Genomic DNA, 15,468 nt, shown 5'->3' on the forward strand with positions numbered 1-15,468 from the left:
AAATTTTAATAAAACTTTTTACAAATGAATTTTTTTTTGATATAATCTTTAGACAGAGGTGAAAAAAATGAAAAACATTGCTTTTGATTCCGAACTGTACTTAAACTTGCAACGCGACCATATTTTGGAGCGGATTAACCAGTTTAATGGTAAACTCTATCTTGAATTTGGTGGCAAAATGCTGGAAGATTTCCATGCTGCGCGTGTCCTACCCGGATATGAGCCGGATAACAAAATCCGTCTTCTGCATGAATTAAGAGACCAAGTTGAAATTGTTATTGCCATTAATGCTAATAACATTGAACATTCTAAAGCCCGTGGCGATTTGGGTATTTCTTATGACCAGGAAGTATTCCGTCTCATTGATAAATTTAACGATCTCGATATTTTTGTTGGATCCGTGGTCATCACACAATACGCTGGTCAACCTGCTGCCGATGCCTTTCGTCATGAATTGACAAAAAATGGGATTGCTTCCTATCTTCACTATCCAATCGATGGGTATCCTACTGCGATTGACCGGATTATTTCGCCAGAAGGCATGGGAAAAAATGACTACATCAAAACCAGTCGTAATCTCGTAGTTGTAACAGCCCCTGGTCCAGGTTCTGGTAAATTGGCTACTTGTATGTCAAACCTGTATCATGACCAAGCCAATGGGATTACATCTGGTTATGCCAAATTTGAGACTTTCCCTGTGTGGAATTTGCCACTTCATCACCCGGTCAACTTGGCCTATGAAGCTGCTACTGCAGATTTGGATGATGTCAATATGATTGACCCATTCCATTTGGAAACTTATGAAAAAACGACTGTTAACTACAACCGTGATATTGAAATTTTTCCAGTTCTAAAACGCATGCTGGAGCGGATTTTGGACAAGTCACCTTATGCTTCTCCAACAGACATGGGCGTCAACATGGTGGGCTTTGCCATTGTCGACAACGATGCAGCCATCGAAGCTTCCAAGCAAGAAATCATTCGTCGTTACTACCAGACCTTGATAGAGTTTAAGGCTGAACGTGTTGAAGCTTCCGCTATCAAGAAAATCGAACTCTTGATGAATGATTTAGGAATTTCTCCTTTAGATCGAAAAGTAACTATTGCAGCACGTCAAAAAGCTGAAGCTACTGGAAATCCTGCCCTTGCCTTGGAACTACCAAATGGTCAAATTGTCACAGGTAAAACATCTGAATTGTTTGGCCCATCTGCTGCCGTTATTGTCAATGCGATTAAAGCCTTGGCAGGCATTGACAAACAAACCCTCTTAATCGAACCAGAATACGTAACACCAATCCAAGATTTGAAAATTAGCCATCTTGGAAACCGAAATCCTCGCCTTCATTCAACAGAATTGTTAATTGCACTGGCCATTACTGCTATGAACAATACAGAGGCTGACAAAGCAATGAAACAATTGGGGAATTTGAAAGGAAGCGAAGTTCACTCTACTGTGAATTTACCAGAAGAAGATAAAAACGTCTTCCGGAAACTCGGCATCAATGTTACTTTTGATCCCGTCTACCAGCAAAATCAACTCTATCGTAAATAAAAAATAAACCAAATCGATTGATTTGGTTTATTTTTTTGTTTGCATATCTCTTGGAATCCCATCGTGTTTTCCTGTAACATACATGGTAAAAACGCCTTTTGCAACAGCTTCATCATCTTGATTGGTTATTGTAACTTCCACAATATTAGTCGATTTTCCATTATGGACACAAATCCCTTCAACGGATAATCTATCGCCCAATCTTGCTGCTCTCATATAATTCATGCTAGACTGCATGGTTACCGCTGCCGTTTTTAAAGATAGGGTAACAAGACCAGCAATCTGGTCACACATGGTAAACAAATAACCACCATGTGCATTCCCATAATAATTTAAGGAAGAATCAACAACCTTCGTACTGATGATAACGCGTCCGTCTTCAATCGCTTCCACCTTATAATTTTCAAAAACAGTAATGCTATGTAGGTAATTTTTGTTCATCGTTTCTCTTTTCTAACACTAGAAAATCCCACTTTTATGGGATTTTCCTTCTTATTTTTTAAGTTCTAAAATTTCTGGACCTTCAGGTCGTCCAACAATGACTTTTGAAATGAGGCCTAAGAAAAGACCATGCTCGACCACACCAACGGTTACGTCTAATTCATCAGCCAGTGCCTTGGCATCTTCAATTTTTTTCAAATCCAGATCAATAATGTAATTGTCTTGATCTGTCAAGAGCAACTCTCCATCTTTCATGCGGAAGCTTGGAGCGTAGCCTTTTGCTTCAAATTTTCGGAAAAGATTTTTGGCACCATATCGAACAACTTCAACTGGTAATTTAAAAGCGCCTAATTGGTCAACGACTTTTGACTCATCTACAATCCAGATACAATCTTTGCTGTTGACCGCAACAATTTTTTCCATGAGAAGGGCTGCACCACCTCCCTTAATTCCATTAAATTGAGCATCAACTTCATCGGCCCCATCAACAGTTAAATCAACGGTATCCACTTCATCAATTGATTTCAACGGAATCCCCAGACTTTCAGCCTGAGCAGTCGTGGCATTGGAAGTTGTGACGCCAGTAATTTGGAGTCCTTCTTCTTTTACACGGCGTCCAATTTCTTCTACAAAATAGTAAGCAGTTGAGCCAGTTCCAAGACCAACAATCATTCCATCCGTGACGAATTCTGCTGCTTTGATACCGACTTGTTGTTTTAACTGTGACATGAATCTTCTCCTTTTTATTACAAAATAAAACGATTACAACTATTTATTCTATCACATTCTAGTTGCAATAACCATCAAAAATTGACTTACTTGAAATTAAATACCGTTCTAGCTAAATAATCGGATAGTCGAGGAAATAAGGTATAAAATTTATGGGTTGCATTCAGCAAAAAGGGAAGATTTAATTCCCGTTTTTTGGTTCCCATGGCCTTGACAATCTTACGAGCTACATCATCTGGTTGCAAGAGAAAAGCCTTGACACTTTCCTGGTAGGAACCGTCAGGATCTGCTAAGTCAAAAAAGCCAGTGGCAATTGGACCAGGATTAACAGTCAAGACCTGGACATTGTATGGAGCTAATTCCAAACGAATGGTATCTGAAAAACCAATCGCCGCAAACTTGGTCGCTGAATAGACGGAAGACTTGGCAGAGGCCACTTTACCTGACATACTGACAATATTGATAATTTGACCTGAACGGGCTTCTTTCATCTTCTTTCCCACGATACGGCAGAGGTTCATCAAGGCAAATACATTGATATCAAACATGGCACGCACTTGACTGTCCGAAAAATTCTCATAGGCATCATAAGTGGCATACCCCGCATTGTTGACCACAATATCAATCGGACCATAGTCTTGGTAAATACCTTCTACTAATTCCATCAAGGCTGCTTCGTCCCGAATATCGGTATTGTAGACAACCTTGTTTTCATGGTCTGCATAGAGGGACTCGATTTTCTGAGAATCACGGCCTAGCAAAATTAAGAAATCATTTTTGAGCAATGGTACCATGGATTGAACCAAACCACCTGAAGCCCCTGTCAGCAAAATCCGTCTCATACTTCCACCTCTTCCAGGTCTTTGACAACGTGGACATTTTCAAAGATGGTTTGGGCGTCACGCCTTAACTGGCTGACATCCTTGGATAAAAATCGTGGACTGATGTGGTTTAGCAGAAGGCGTTTGGCGCTTGCATCACTGGCAACTTGAGCTGCCTCCATATTGGTCGAGTGCCCATGTTTTCTAGCCATTTTTTCATCCCCTTTGCCATAGGTAGACTCATGTACCAGTATATCGGCATTGACAGCCAGGCGAACACTGGCATGGCATTTGCGGGTGTCTCCTAGAATCGTTACAACCTTACCAGGCCGTGGCGGAGAAAGGTAGTCACTGGCAATAATCTCACGACCATCTTCTAAGGTAACATTATGGCCATTTTTAACCTGTCCAAAGAGCGGCCCAAAGGGCACACCTGCTGCCTTTAATTTTTCCGCATCTAGTACCCCATCCAAGTCTTTTTGGATAACGCGATAGCCCACACAGAATGTGGTATGGTCCAATGCTTCTGCATAGACTTGAAATTTTTCATTCTCAAGGATTTTTCCAAGATGGTCCTTGTCAAATTCATGAAACTGAATCCGGTAGGGCAAGCGAGTGCCAGATACTTTTAGGCTGGTCAAGACAAAGGATTTGATGCCAACCGGGCCATAAATGGCTAAATCGGTCTGTTCTTCATTGGCTTGAAAAGAGCGACTCGATAAAAAGCCTGGTAAACCAAAAATATGGTCGCCATGTAAGTGGGTGATAAAAATTTTGGAAATTTTACGAGGGCGAATGGTGGTCTCCAAAATCTGATTTTGCGTTCCCTCACCACAGTCAAAGAGCCAAATTTCATTGAGTTCGTCCAAGAGTTTGAGAGCCAAACTGGACACATTACGGGATTTAGAGGGCTGGCCTGCACCAGTCCCCAAAAATTGTATAAACATAGTTCTCCTATTTCTTACAGTAGACAATGGCTTGGTTGCCTGACCACTGGATATAGACAGTATCTGAACGATACTGCTGGGCAGCTTCCATCACTTCTTCTTGATTGAGGCCACTGATGCGGACATAATGGTCATTTTCTGCCAAATTGGTTATTAAAAATCGGTCTTGTGCGATGGCAGTCCATTCCTGGTCTTGAAAATCCATTGTCTCCATATAAAGAGCTTGGTCTTTTTCATAGACACAAAAATGGGGAAAGATTTGGGCTACTTCAAAGAGCAGTTCAGAGCTAATTTCTTCTTGTTTTTCCGAAAAGACACGGGCTAGACCACTTTCATTTACAAAGGTAAAGCCAAACGCTTTACCAGACAAATTGAGGCGGACAAAGGGCTTTTCTTCGGAAAAATCAGGATATTCTTGAAACAAGTCACAGGCTGTTGCTAATTCCAAGTAATAATCAGTCGCTGCCTGCGGATTTTGCTTTTGGTAGATTTCTGCAAAATATGCATTGATAACAGAAGGCGGAGGCGTTAGAAACAGCAATTGCTGTTCCTTGTTTAAATCTTTCAAAACACGCTCCAAGTATACCTTGTCCATACTGGTAAAGCCGCCATATTTTAAGGCTAAGTCAATCATTTCCATCCTACAAAATCATCCAATCTCCATTTATTATCTGGGGCAATGTAGCCTGAAACTACCTCAACATCCTCTTGAAACTCCCGCTTATCGATAAGGACCGTATTGGCTAACTCATGCAAACGATAGGTTTGGGCCAAAGGTACCTTGATGGTAAAAGGCTCAAACATGGTCTTGATTTTTGCTAGCACCATCATTTGAATATGTGACTTGGCATCCTTGTCTTTCGCTGAAATCATAACATGGGGAAACTGGGTTGGGTGAAAATCGTCCCCCACCCTATCCAACTTATTGTAAATCGCCAAACGTGGAATATCCAACATATCCAAATCTTTTAAGATGTCTAAAACAACCTGTTCCTGCTCGGAATGATTGGCATCTGAGGCATCAATCACATGCAATAATAAGTCCACATTCATGGATTCTTCCAAGGTTGATTTAAAGGCTGAAATCAACTCTGTCGGCAGGTCTTGGATAAAGCCAACGGTATCTGTTAGCGTTACCTGAAACTTATCCGCCAAATGTATTTGTTTGGTGGTCGCATCCAAGGTCGCAAACAGCTCGTCTGCTTCGTATTGTTGCTTGTCCGTCATGGCATTCATGATGGTGGACTTGCCAGCATTGGTGTAACCAATTAAGCCGATTTTAAAGACTCCTGATTGGAGGCGGCGTTCACGGACAGTTGCTCGATTCTTTTCAACAACTTTTAGCTGCCGTTCAATGTCATGAATCTGATTCCGGATGGACCGCCGGTTGAGTTCTAACTGGCTCTCACCTGGTCCACGAGATCCGATACCACCTGCTTGCCGGCTGAGCATTACCCCTTGTCCAACTAAACGGGGTAGCATGTATTTGAGTTGCGCCAGGTGGACCTGTAATTTCCCCTCGTGGCTTCTAGCTCTCATGGCAAAAATATCTAGGATCAGTTGCATGCGGTCAATCACTTTGATGCCTAGAATACTCTCCAAATTGGCATTCTGACGAGGTGTCAGACGGTTATTAACAATCACCGTATCGATTTCATCTGCTTCCACCATCTGGGCGATTTCATCGAGTTTACCAGAGCCAACGAAGGTTTTACTATCGTATTTTTCCCTTTTTTGCGTGTAGACACCTTTGACCTCTGCACCAGCTGTTTGAGCCAGACTAGCCAATTCTGCCATCGACATGTCAAATTGCTCTGTTCCCTGTAATTCTACTCCGACTAGGAGGACGGTTTCTTGTGTTTTCTTGGTTTCAATCATGTAAAAAAGCCTCCACATCTTGTTTGATGGTTTCCATGGTATTTTCTTGGGAAATATCGTAAAAAGTGACATTCATACGGTTTCGGAACCAAGTCAATTGCCGCTTGGCAAACCGTCTGCTGTTTTGTTTAACTTTTTCAACCGCCTCATCCAAAGAAGACTCCCCTTTAAAATAAGGAAAAAATTCCTTGTAGCCAATCCCTAGACTAGCCTGACTGTCAGGATACTGCTGATAAAGCCATTCTACTTCCTCTAAAAGCCCCACGTCCATCATGCTATCCACGCGTTGGTTTATACGATCATAAAGACGCGACCGCTCATCTGTCAGCCCAAGCAAATAAACATCATAGTCTTGCTCCTGGTTTGTCATATTCTGACCAAATCGATGCAGTTCGAGTGCCCGAATGGCCCGACGGCGATTGAGTTGTGGAATGTCTAGCCCAGCTTTTTCAACAGCCACAAACAACTCGTCATCAGTCCAATTTTCCAAGTCTTTTCGGTACTCCAGTAGGGCTTCTTGGTCAATCTCTCCACCTAGGTGGTAACCTTCTAATAAACTTTGAATATAGAGTCCAGTTCCTCCAACCAGAATCGGCACTAAGCCTTTGTCAGCAATTTCTTCAATCTTTACTCTTGCTTCTTGTACAAATTCAAAGGCGGAATAGCCTTCTGATACTGAACGGACATCAATCAAATGATGAACAGCCTGTTCTTGCTCTGCTTTTGTTACCTTGGCCGTCCCAATTGAGAGCTCTTTATAAACCTGTTGACTATCGCCAGAAATGATTTCCCCATTGAAGTCTTGTGCCAATTGTATTCCTAAGGCAGACTTTCCAACTGCCGTTGGGCCAACCACCACAATTATTTTTGTTTTCATCTTTTTTCCTTGAAAATTTTGGATTTTTTCGCTACTATATATTATAACATAAGTAAATTGGAACACGGTCTTGAGCTTGTTGAAAATGAAAATTCTATTTCCAATTCAACGATTGTCTCGGACCCATGTCAGAAAAAGGAGTACGAATTATGCCTAAAAGTTTTGGAAAAGGTTTCTTTACAGGTGTCTTGAGCACAGTTGCTGCAGTTGTTGGTGCAGGATTTGCAATTCAAAAAGTCATTATTGAGCCAGAAGAGAAAAAAGAGGCTTTCGTTGAAGAAAACCGTAAAAAAGCAGCACGCCGTCGCGTGACACGTTAATTAACAAAACCGTACAGAATTCTGTACGGTTTTTATTATGAAAATGTAATGGTGTAACGGTATACCTTCTCTTCTTTTGGGCTAGCCCATTGGACATGTTCTTTTTCTTCAAAGATATCCCCCTCATCCGTATAAGTCGATAGCCCTACCATCGGCTCCAATGCGACAAAAGGAGCCTTATTCGCAGCAGACCAAATTAATAAATTGGGAAAATCTGAAAAAGCCATCTCAATTTCATGCTGCCCCTTCTCAGAAGCTAGACTTACTTTTTTTGAGTGACTGTTAGCCAAAATTAGGGCATCTCTTTCAAATAAGTTGTGTTGCAATGGAAGAGTCCTGCCATCAAAATCCACAACCCTTTTCTTCAAGCGATTGACCAAGCCTGTTTCTACTTCACAAGCAGGTAGCGCCTGCTCTTCTGTTTTATCGAAGAAAATAGCATAATCTGAAAAATCCAACCCCTCTTCCAATGGACAACGAAAACCAGGATGTCCACCGATAAAAAATGGCATTTCTTTATCGGATTGATTCAGTACATGATAGGCCGCTTCAAGCTGGTTCTCTTTCAGCTCATAGGAAATGGATAAAGTAAAGGGAAATGGATATTGTTTCAACATGTTTTCTGTCGCAGAAATTGAAAACACAATACGGTTAGCTGTCTGCTCCTTACAGATAAATTCCTCTTTACGGACAATTCCATGGCGAGGCATGGAAATTCTTTCCCCAGTCTGCGTTTGTGCTTGATTCTCCCGCAGGCTACCACAAATCGGAAAGAGAACAGGAGCTTGTCCAGACCAATAAGCTGGATCTCCTTGCCAAAGATATTCTAGACCTGTCTTATTTTTAATAGAGGTTAGAGCGCCACCAAAGCTATCAAATGCGATGGTTAAATGTTCATTTTCAAGAATATATTTCATAAAAACTCCCTATTTTTCCACTATGGAAACTTGAACTTCTTTGTAAATCCAATCAAAATCAGCTTGTTCAAAATGCCCTGTGAATGGTGAAAGCGCATTGGCGGATCCAACAGCGATGGCATATTTCAAACTTTCTTCTGGAGAACTTTCTTTGGCCAAACCAACCGCTAAAGCTGCCACCATTGAATCACCACAACCGACCGTATTAACAGGCTTAATTTTTGGTGGACGGCCATGGTAGACTTTGCCATCATGAATAAGAACTGCACCATCGCCTCCTAAGGACACGACAACATACTCTATCTCTTCTTCAACTAATTGTTTAGCGTAGAAAACCATGTCGTCGATGGAGGAAATCGTGACACCAAAATGTGCTGCTATCTCATCTTCATTGGGCTTGACTAAGGTTGGTTTTGATGCTAAGGCATGTTTAAAAGCCTCCCCACTGCTATCAAGAATAACTTTTTTACCACCTTCTTTTGTCAAACGAATCAAATCTGCATAAATCGTTGCAGGAACACCTTTTGGAAGACTTCCAGAAATGGTTACCACCTCCGTCTCTTGTAAAAGCTGTTGGAAGTGCTCCACAAAAGCAGTGACTTCTTGCGCTGAAATGTCACAACCCGGCTCTAAAAATTCCGTTGAACCAAACTTTTCTTCCAAAATATTGATGCAAGATCTGGTTTCCCCTGCTACCTTCGTAAAAGAAGTTGGAATGTCGATTTCTTTCAAAAGAGATTCCAAATATTGCCCATTAAAGCCCCCTACAAAACCAGTTGTTAAAACTGGATAGCCACAGAGCTTGACATTCTTTGCGACATTGACACCCTTACCACCTGCATTGTTAATGGTCTCTTTCACTCGCATGACCGTCCCAGGCTCCAAAGTCCCAATCAACTGATACCCCTTGTCAATCGAAGCATTTAGTGTAACCGTTGTAATCATATCGACTCCTTTTTACCACAAACTGGTTATAACCAGTTTTTCTTTTATTATAATATATTAACCGTTTAAAATCAAATAGAATCTTGAATAAGCATGCAAAAAGAGACAGAGGATGATCTATTCTTCTGTTTGAATTCACACTGCATTTCTGCTAGAATAAAGGGACGAAAAGGAGTTCATATGAAACAGCAAGTATCCAATTTAAAACTAGCTGAGCGCGGGGCAGTTCTTTCCATTATTGTCTACCTCGTCTTATCAGGTGTAAAATTTGCAGCTGGGAAAAGCTTTCACTCCGATGCACTGATTGCAGATGCATTTAATAACTTATCTGATATTGTTGGAAATGTGGCTGTTTTAATCGGTTTGAAGATGGCGCAAAAACCAGCAGATAGCGACCATAAATTTGGTCATTGGAAGATAGAGGATCTTGCTAGCCTTATCACTTCCTTTATCATGTTTGTTGTAGGGATTCAAGTTCTTCATTCGACTATTCAAAAACTAATGAGTCATGAAGTGGTCCCTATTGACATGGCTGGTGCCTGGGTAGGGATTGTCTCTGCGCTCGCCATGATAACCGTCTATTTTTACAACAAGCGACTAGCTAAAAAAGTTCGTTCAAAAGCACTTGAAGCAGCTGCTAAAGATAATTTGTCAGATGCTGCCACTTCTATCGGAACGGCCGTTGCTATCTTTGCTTCTGCCTTGAACTTTCCTGTCTTAGATCAAATTGCAGCTATCATTATCACCTTCTTTATTCTCAAAACAGCCTACGATATTTTTATGGAAAGCTTTTTCACACTATCAGATGGTTTTGACGAAGAAGTCTTGGAAACCTACGAGGCAGATATTTTAAAAATTCCTAAGATCATCTCCGTTAAATCCCAACGTGGACGAACATACGGAGCCAATATCTACCTTGATATTGTTCTGGAGATGAACCCTGATCTATCTGTTTACGAAAGCCACGAAATAACGGAGCAAGTTGAAAATCTACTCAAGCTAAAATACGGTGTCTTTGATGTGGATATCCATGTCGAGCCTTCGGAAATCCCACATGATGAATTGTATGAACATGTCTATGATAAACTCTACCGCTTTGATTCACAGGTCCAAGGACACGAAGTCAATTTTGAAAGTTTAATTGAAGAGCACTTCGTCGGAATAAATGAAAATGGCAAAAGAATAAACCGTATGGAATTCCTCGAAACCCATACGGAAAAAAGTCATTATTTAAAAAACTACCAATTGGTTTCTATTAGCCAAAAGTCAAAACTAGCCACTTATGAAATTGGAAACTGCATCCATACTTCGCTTTGGAGACGGCATGAAGATTGGCAGATGGTTTACCATCAGGTAACAAGTCGTACTCCTTTCGAATAATCTCCCACAAAAATCGCCTTAGAACTTTTTCTGTTCTAAGGCGATTTCTATTGTCTCTTTTGAAAAGAATCCTTTTCGTTACAAATATTTGTTAGAACATTGCTAGTAGGAAAAGCAATGGAAACAGACCTTTTGTTTAAACCGAAACATGATCTTTTCTTAGAAACAAGTCATGAACTAGCCAAATGATCACAAGCCCTTGAATGACAACACTGATCATACTACCTTCCACACCAAAGGAGCCACCGCTAAGCCAACTAGGCCCCGTCGTCGTTACATGGATAAAGGCGTCGCCAGTCTGGCTACCACTTACTGGAAAAGCAAAAACATTTCCTTGGAAACAATTCCAGGCAGCATGGATACCGCTAATAACCCATAAATTATTTGTCTTGAGCATCACCAGACAGGCTAAAATGGCAAACAATGTTAAATCAAGTAACGGAATCACGCTAATCCCATCATTTCCCAAGTGAATAGCTGTGAAAAAGATAGAGGATACAATCACGCCCACCGGAATATTGTTCTTAGCGGAAATACTTGTAAATAGCCAACCTCGGCAGAGTACTTCTTCTGTTGTCCCTTGAATGGACCAAGCCAATAATAAGACAAGAAATTTTAAAATAGTTGTTACCGAGAAATCAAATGCTTCAATGTTGACCACCCCAAACAGCATCATAACCAGAACTGTGACCGTTAATAAAGCAGCGCCCAAGCCCCAGCCTTTCAAAAACTCCTTTAGGGCATTTTTTCTGGACAGTCCCATTCCCTGCCAAGGTGTTTTTTCAACCTGACGAGCCCATAGCACGACTACAAGCGCGATAAAGGCAAAGCTAGCTAACTCAATCACCAAAGATAAAAAACTATCCTCCAGCACTTCTGGAGACAGTATTGGAATCCACATCAATCCCACTATTCCAATTAGTTCTCCAAGAAATAATAGGACAAGTGCCACAATCGGTGCCAACCACCACGATAAGTTAAATGCTGATTGTTTTTTAGCCTCAATAATCGTCTCTTTCATCTCATCCTCCTAAAATAAATAATATAAGATACTTAATCCAAGGATATCCGCAATGGTATGGGCCACAAAAAACGGAAATAAATTTTTATCCGAACTTCTTTGATACAGGACATAAAAAATCCCACCAAATATAAAACCGATCCCAACCGCCGACAACATTCCCTGGTAAATATGGAAAATAAAGCGAACAAAGAAAGCCCAAACCAAAACCCATTTTCGATCTTTGGGCGATACAGACATACACATCCCTAGAAAGAAAATCTCTTCGTAAACCCCATTCAACATGGCATATAAGACCGAAGACAAGCGAAAGTGTTCGAAGATGAAAGAAAGAGGAGCTGGAAAGGGAAGCTGCCCTGCTAGCGGCTGTGCTAGCAGGAAAAATAAATCCATCGCAACTGCGACAAAGAAAAACAACGCAATTCCTTTAACAAAACTTTTTAGAGAAGGTTTGACATTCCAAGCACTCAGATCAAACTTACGAAACCCTAAATAGGCAAACGCAAGTACTAATAAAATCGCTTGCAACAACAAACTACTATAATCATCCTGCACTGTGAATTCCAAGGCATCTGAGACAGTTGTTGTCTCTTCTAATAAAGATTGATACCCCAATACTGCTAAGTAGCTCGCTTCTCCAAACAACAAAACTGATAAGACCAGAATATCAAACCATTTTAAATATTTTAATTTCGTCATCTTCGTCTCTCATTTCTTTTTTGATAATTCCAGACCATCATACCACTAGTTACAAAACGCAGCACTAGTAGAACGGGAACCGATAGCGCCAATAAAGGATAGACTCTTAAAGCCCCACCTACTAGCAAATAATCCCACAAAGCATGATCCAAAGCCAAGGCCTCAATTTTCCCTGTAAATAGGTATAGGAAACTATAATAGATCCCCATCAAACTAGCCAAGATGATTTGCAATAAGACCTGCTTCCAAGCACTTCCACTGAGAATCACAACTCCATGACTGAGTCCAAATACCAATGCAGATACAATTATAGCCTTATGAAAAGGTAGACGTTTCAAACAATAGGCCAAAATAACCCGTCTAAATAAAAACTCTTCCCCAACACCAACCAATAGCGTCGACAAAAATGGCAACCAAAACGACAACTTCCAAGTCAAATTTGTCCCCATAAAAAAGAGAACCAAAGAAGCAAGAGGAACAAAGTTTACCAAATAAAAAGACCACTTCTTAGGAAAAATATACGAAATCGATAACTCTTTATTGTATCTGTTCACAAACCAGACCATCATCCCTGCTGTTACTAATAGAAAGGGAAATTTATAGAACACAAAGGCTTCTGTCCCATAATCAATCTGAAACACACCATGAATCACTAAATAACTCAAAACAGTCAACCCTAAATAAAGACCCAATATCGTATAAACCTGCTTTGATGATATTACTCGATTTTCTGTTCTCATCTTATCCTCCTTTGATTCAAATCACGTTTAGTATACCAAAACTTTCTATTCTTTTTATACCCTCTATCTACTTTTCCTCTGTTTTTTCTCAACACCTCATGGAAATAGGGCGCCCTAGAAGTCATTTATAGTATAATAAAGACAAAAGGAGGAATGAGTATGCCACATATCTTAGTTGTTGAAGATGATCCGATTATCAATCAAGTTGTTTGTGAATTTCTACGCGAAAATAACTACCAAGTCACGACAACTGACGACGGACAAAAAGCCATGGAACTATATGCCAATACTTCATTTGATGTGATTATTCTGGATATTATGATTCCTTCCTTAAGCGGTCTTGAGGTCCTAAAAGCTATCCGTCAGGAATCTGATATTCCTATTGTCATGCTAACAGCTATGGACGATGAATATACACAACTCATTAGCTTTCAGCACCTCATCAGCGATTATGTGACCAAACCCTTTTCCCCCCTCATTTTGATGAAACGAATTGAAAATATCCTTCGACTACAAAAGCCGACAGATACGATTACACTCAGTAGATTGGTAATCTCTCCAGAACATGGAACTGTTTTTTGGGATCAAAAAGAAGTGAAATTAACCAAAAAAGAGTATGCGATTTTACTTCTATTATCCAGAGAAAAAGGCCATATTCTAACCAGAGATGCTATCATGATGGACATTTGGGGCTATACTGAATTAGATAGTCGCGTACTGGATAATCATATGAAAAATCTACGTAAAAAGATTCCAGATTTACCATTAAAGACCATTATTGGTCGTGGTTACAAGATGGAGGAAGAGGAATAAGATATGGGACTCGTACGAAAACAATTTTTCATCGTTACCGCCATGATGTCTGCAACCTTTCTCTTTTTCTTAGGCCTTCTTTATGTGACACTACCTATCTACTACAATCAAGCAAAACAACGAGAACTCCACTCAGAATACCTAAAAGTTGTGAACTCCCTAGAGGGATTAAGCAAAACAGAGCTGTTAAAAGCGATTGAACAAGTAGACAACGAAATCCCAAGTATGTTCTTTCGTTTAGTGAACCAGGATGGCCATGAACTGTACCCTGTATTGACCGATCAAGAATGGGCTGAAAAATCGAGCCGTTATTTTGAACATACACACTATGATTCCGTTGGAGCTTGGGCAGAATACATCACATCAAAAGAGGGACAAGAATATATTGTCCAAGTAGATTATGGCTTTTCGTCTTTATCACAAACCAGTGAAATCCTAGTCACCTTTTACCCCTTTATTCTTATCGGCATTGTCTGTCTGACCAGTTTAGTCGCCTTCGTGTATAGCTATCATTCCAACAAACGCATCAAAGCTATCTCAAGCAAAACCAAGGAGATGCTTTCCTTAGAGCCCGACTTATTATGTACCACTGATGGAAAAGATGAAATTGCGACCTTAGCACAAAACATCAATAGTTTATATGATAAATTATTGACCAGTATTCAAGACTTGCAATCCGAAAACAAACGGGCCAAACAACGTGAAAAAGAAAAATCTGACTTTCTCAGGATAGCTTCTCACGAATTAAAAACGCCCATAGCTAGTATGACAGGGCTTGTAGAAGGCATGCTGTACAATGTTGGAGAGTTTAAAAATCACGATCTTTACCTAAGAAAATGCCTAGATATTTTAAAAGAACAGGCTGAACTTGTCCAATCCATCTTAGAAGCGACTAAATTAGAGCTTCCAAATCAACTGTTGACGGACCGCTTTTCTCTATCAGAATCCCTAAATGAGATTCTCCCCACATACTCTGCCTTTGCCCAAACCAAGCAAATAACCCTAAAGCTCCATATAGAAGAAACAGGTATTATAGCAGATAAAGACTACTTCTTAAAAGCAATTAAAAACATTCTAGATAATGCCATTCGCTATGGAAAAGCAGATACCACGGTGTGCTTATCCTTAAACAATAAGCAGTTGGTCATTGAAAACACTCCCGAGTCCAGCTTGTCTAAAGAAGAGATAGATTCCCTGTTTCAACCTTTTTACAGACCCGATTTTTCCCGTTCTAAAAAAGTGGGAGGGAGCGGTATTGGTCTTTTTATCGTCAAAGAAATCCTCGACCGCCACCAGTTTCCTTTCCAGTTGAGTAGCACAACAAAAGGACAGCTTCGTTTTACAATTTGGTGCACAAAAGAGGCTGGGACAAAAACATTTTGATTTTT

Annotated in this window: 17 protein-coding genes; 5 read left to right on the top strand and 12 right to left on the bottom strand. The window is 40.4% G+C overall.

Features of this window, described 5'->3' with window-relative positions; all coding sequences use genetic code 11:
• Nucleotides 1-67 precede the first annotated feature (67 nt).
• Nucleotides 68-1,552 carry a DUF1846 domain-containing protein gene (locus ACVR1I_RS09210; RefSeq protein WP_447443731.1) on the top strand — a complete coding sequence of 495 codons (1,485 nt, stop codon included), beginning with the start codon at nt 68-70 and terminating at the stop codon, nt 1,550-1,552.
• 27 nt (nt 1,553-1,579) lie between these two features.
• Here the strand turns inward: ACVR1I_RS09210 and ACVR1I_RS09215 are convergent, their stop codons facing one another.
• The 7 genes from ACVR1I_RS09215 to miaA all read right to left on the bottom strand — a co-directional run bounded on the left by ACVR1I_RS09215 (nt 1,580) and on the right by miaA (nt 7,245).
• On the bottom strand, nt 1,580-1,993 hold the full coding sequence (locus ACVR1I_RS09215; RefSeq protein ID WP_447443732.1) for a PaaI family thioesterase: 414 nt from the start codon (nt 1,991-1,993) through the stop codon (nt 1,580-1,582).
• Nucleotides 1,994-2,044: 51 nt separating this feature from the next.
• Nucleotides 2,045-2,722 carry a ribose-5-phosphate isomerase RpiA gene (gene rpiA, locus ACVR1I_RS09220; RefSeq protein WP_447443733.1) on the bottom strand — a complete coding sequence of 226 codons (678 nt, stop codon included), beginning with the start codon at nt 2,720-2,722 and terminating at the stop codon, nt 2,045-2,047.
• A gap of 86 nt (nt 2,723-2,808) precedes the next feature.
• Nucleotides 2,809-3,564: an SDR family NAD(P)-dependent oxidoreductase gene (locus tag ACVR1I_RS09225; RefSeq protein ID WP_447443734.1), complete on the bottom strand. Its 756-nt coding sequence runs from the start codon at nt 3,562-3,564 to the stop codon at nt 2,809-2,811.
• Nucleotides 3,561-4,490 carry a ribonuclease Z gene (gene rnz, locus ACVR1I_RS09230; RefSeq protein WP_447443735.1) on the bottom strand — a complete coding sequence of 310 codons (930 nt, stop codon included), beginning with the start codon at nt 4,488-4,490 and terminating at the stop codon, nt 3,561-3,563. The genes ACVR1I_RS09225 and rnz overlap by 4 nt, the downstream gene beginning before the upstream one ends.
• A 7-nt stretch (nt 4,491-4,497) precedes the next feature.
• Nucleotides 4,498-5,130, bottom strand: coding sequence for a cystathionine beta-lyase (locus tag ACVR1I_RS09235; protein WP_447443736.1), 633 nt, complete (start codon nt 5,128-5,130; stop codon nt 4,498-4,500).
• Nucleotides 5,121-6,368 (bottom strand): GTPase HflX, encoded by a 1,248-nt coding sequence (gene hflX, locus ACVR1I_RS09240; RefSeq protein ID WP_447443737.1) that lies wholly within the window; start codon nt 6,366-6,368, stop codon nt 5,121-5,123. Before hflX ends, ACVR1I_RS09235 begins: the two co-directional genes overlap by 10 nt.
• Complete coding sequence (gene miaA / locus ACVR1I_RS09245; RefSeq protein ID WP_447443738.1) at nt 6,361-7,245, bottom strand: tRNA (adenosine(37)-N6)-dimethylallyltransferase MiaA; 885 nt, start codon at nt 7,243-7,245, stop codon at nt 6,361-6,363. Before miaA ends, hflX begins: the two co-directional genes overlap by 8 nt.
• A 149-nt stretch (nt 7,246-7,394) precedes the next feature.
• Between miaA and ACVR1I_RS09250 the strand changes: the two genes are divergently transcribed.
• The gene (locus ACVR1I_RS09250; RefSeq protein ID WP_447443739.1) at nt 7,395-7,565 is read left to right on the top strand and encodes a DUF3042 family protein; all 171 of its coding nucleotides are present in this window, start codon (nt 7,395-7,397) and stop codon (nt 7,563-7,565) included.
• Nucleotides 7,566-7,600: 35 nt separating this feature from the next.
• Here ACVR1I_RS09250 and ACVR1I_RS09255 read toward each other — a convergent pair whose 3' ends face one another.
• Nucleotides 7,601-8,482: an aldose 1-epimerase family protein gene (locus ACVR1I_RS09255; RefSeq protein ID WP_447443740.1), complete on the bottom strand. Its 882-nt coding sequence runs from the start codon at nt 8,480-8,482 to the stop codon at nt 7,601-7,603.
• A 9-nt stretch (nt 8,483-8,491) separates the two neighbouring features.
• Nucleotides 8,492-9,427, bottom strand: a complete 936-nt coding sequence (gene pfkB / locus ACVR1I_RS09260) for a 1-phosphofructokinase (RefSeq protein ID WP_447443741.1) — start codon at nt 9,425-9,427, stop codon at nt 8,492-8,494.
• A 180-nt stretch (nt 9,428-9,607) separates the two neighbouring features.
• On the opposite strand from pfkB, the gene ACVR1I_RS09265 reads away from it, so the two are divergent.
• Nucleotides 9,608-10,807 carry a cation diffusion facilitator family transporter gene (locus tag ACVR1I_RS09265; protein WP_447443742.1) on the top strand — a complete coding sequence of 400 codons (1,200 nt, stop codon included), beginning with the start codon at nt 9,608-9,610 and terminating at the stop codon, nt 10,805-10,807.
• 136 nt (nt 10,808-10,943) lie between these two features.
• Here the strand turns inward: ACVR1I_RS09265 and ACVR1I_RS09270 are convergent, their stop codons facing one another.
• The 3 genes from ACVR1I_RS09270 to ACVR1I_RS09280 are packed head-to-tail and all read right to left on the bottom strand — an operon-like array spanning nt 10,944 to nt 13,267.
• Entirely contained in the window at nt 10,944-11,828 is an 885-nt protein-coding gene (locus tag ACVR1I_RS09270) for a CPBP family intramembrane glutamic endopeptidase (RefSeq protein ID WP_447443743.1), read from the bottom strand.
• Between the two features lie 9 nt (nt 11,829-11,837).
• Nucleotides 11,838-12,527, bottom strand: coding sequence for a CPBP family glutamic-type intramembrane protease (locus tag ACVR1I_RS09275; RefSeq protein WP_447443744.1), 690 nt, complete (start codon nt 12,525-12,527; stop codon nt 11,838-11,840).
• The gene (locus ACVR1I_RS09280) at nt 12,524-13,267 is read right to left on the bottom strand and encodes a CPBP family intramembrane glutamic endopeptidase (protein ID WP_447443745.1); all 744 of its coding nucleotides are present in this window, start codon (nt 13,265-13,267) and stop codon (nt 12,524-12,526) included. The genes ACVR1I_RS09275 and ACVR1I_RS09280 overlap by 4 nt, the downstream gene beginning before the upstream one ends.
• Before the next feature lie 159 nt (nt 13,268-13,426).
• Here ACVR1I_RS09280 and ACVR1I_RS09285 point away from each other — a divergent pair, with 159 nt between their 5' ends.
• Both ACVR1I_RS09285 and ACVR1I_RS09290 read left to right on the top strand, forming a co-directional pair.
• Nucleotides 13,427-14,080 (top strand): response regulator transcription factor, encoded by a 654-nt coding sequence (locus tag ACVR1I_RS09285; protein WP_447443746.1) that lies wholly within the window; start codon nt 13,427-13,429, stop codon nt 14,078-14,080.
• Nucleotides 14,081-14,083: 3 nt separating this feature from the next.
• Nucleotides 14,084-15,463: a sensor histidine kinase gene (locus ACVR1I_RS09290; protein WP_447443747.1), complete on the top strand. Its 1,380-nt coding sequence runs from the start codon at nt 14,084-14,086 to the stop codon at nt 15,461-15,463.
• Nucleotides 15,464-15,468: the final 5 nt, after the last annotated feature.

Source organism: Streptococcus cameli (assembly GCF_053207365.1).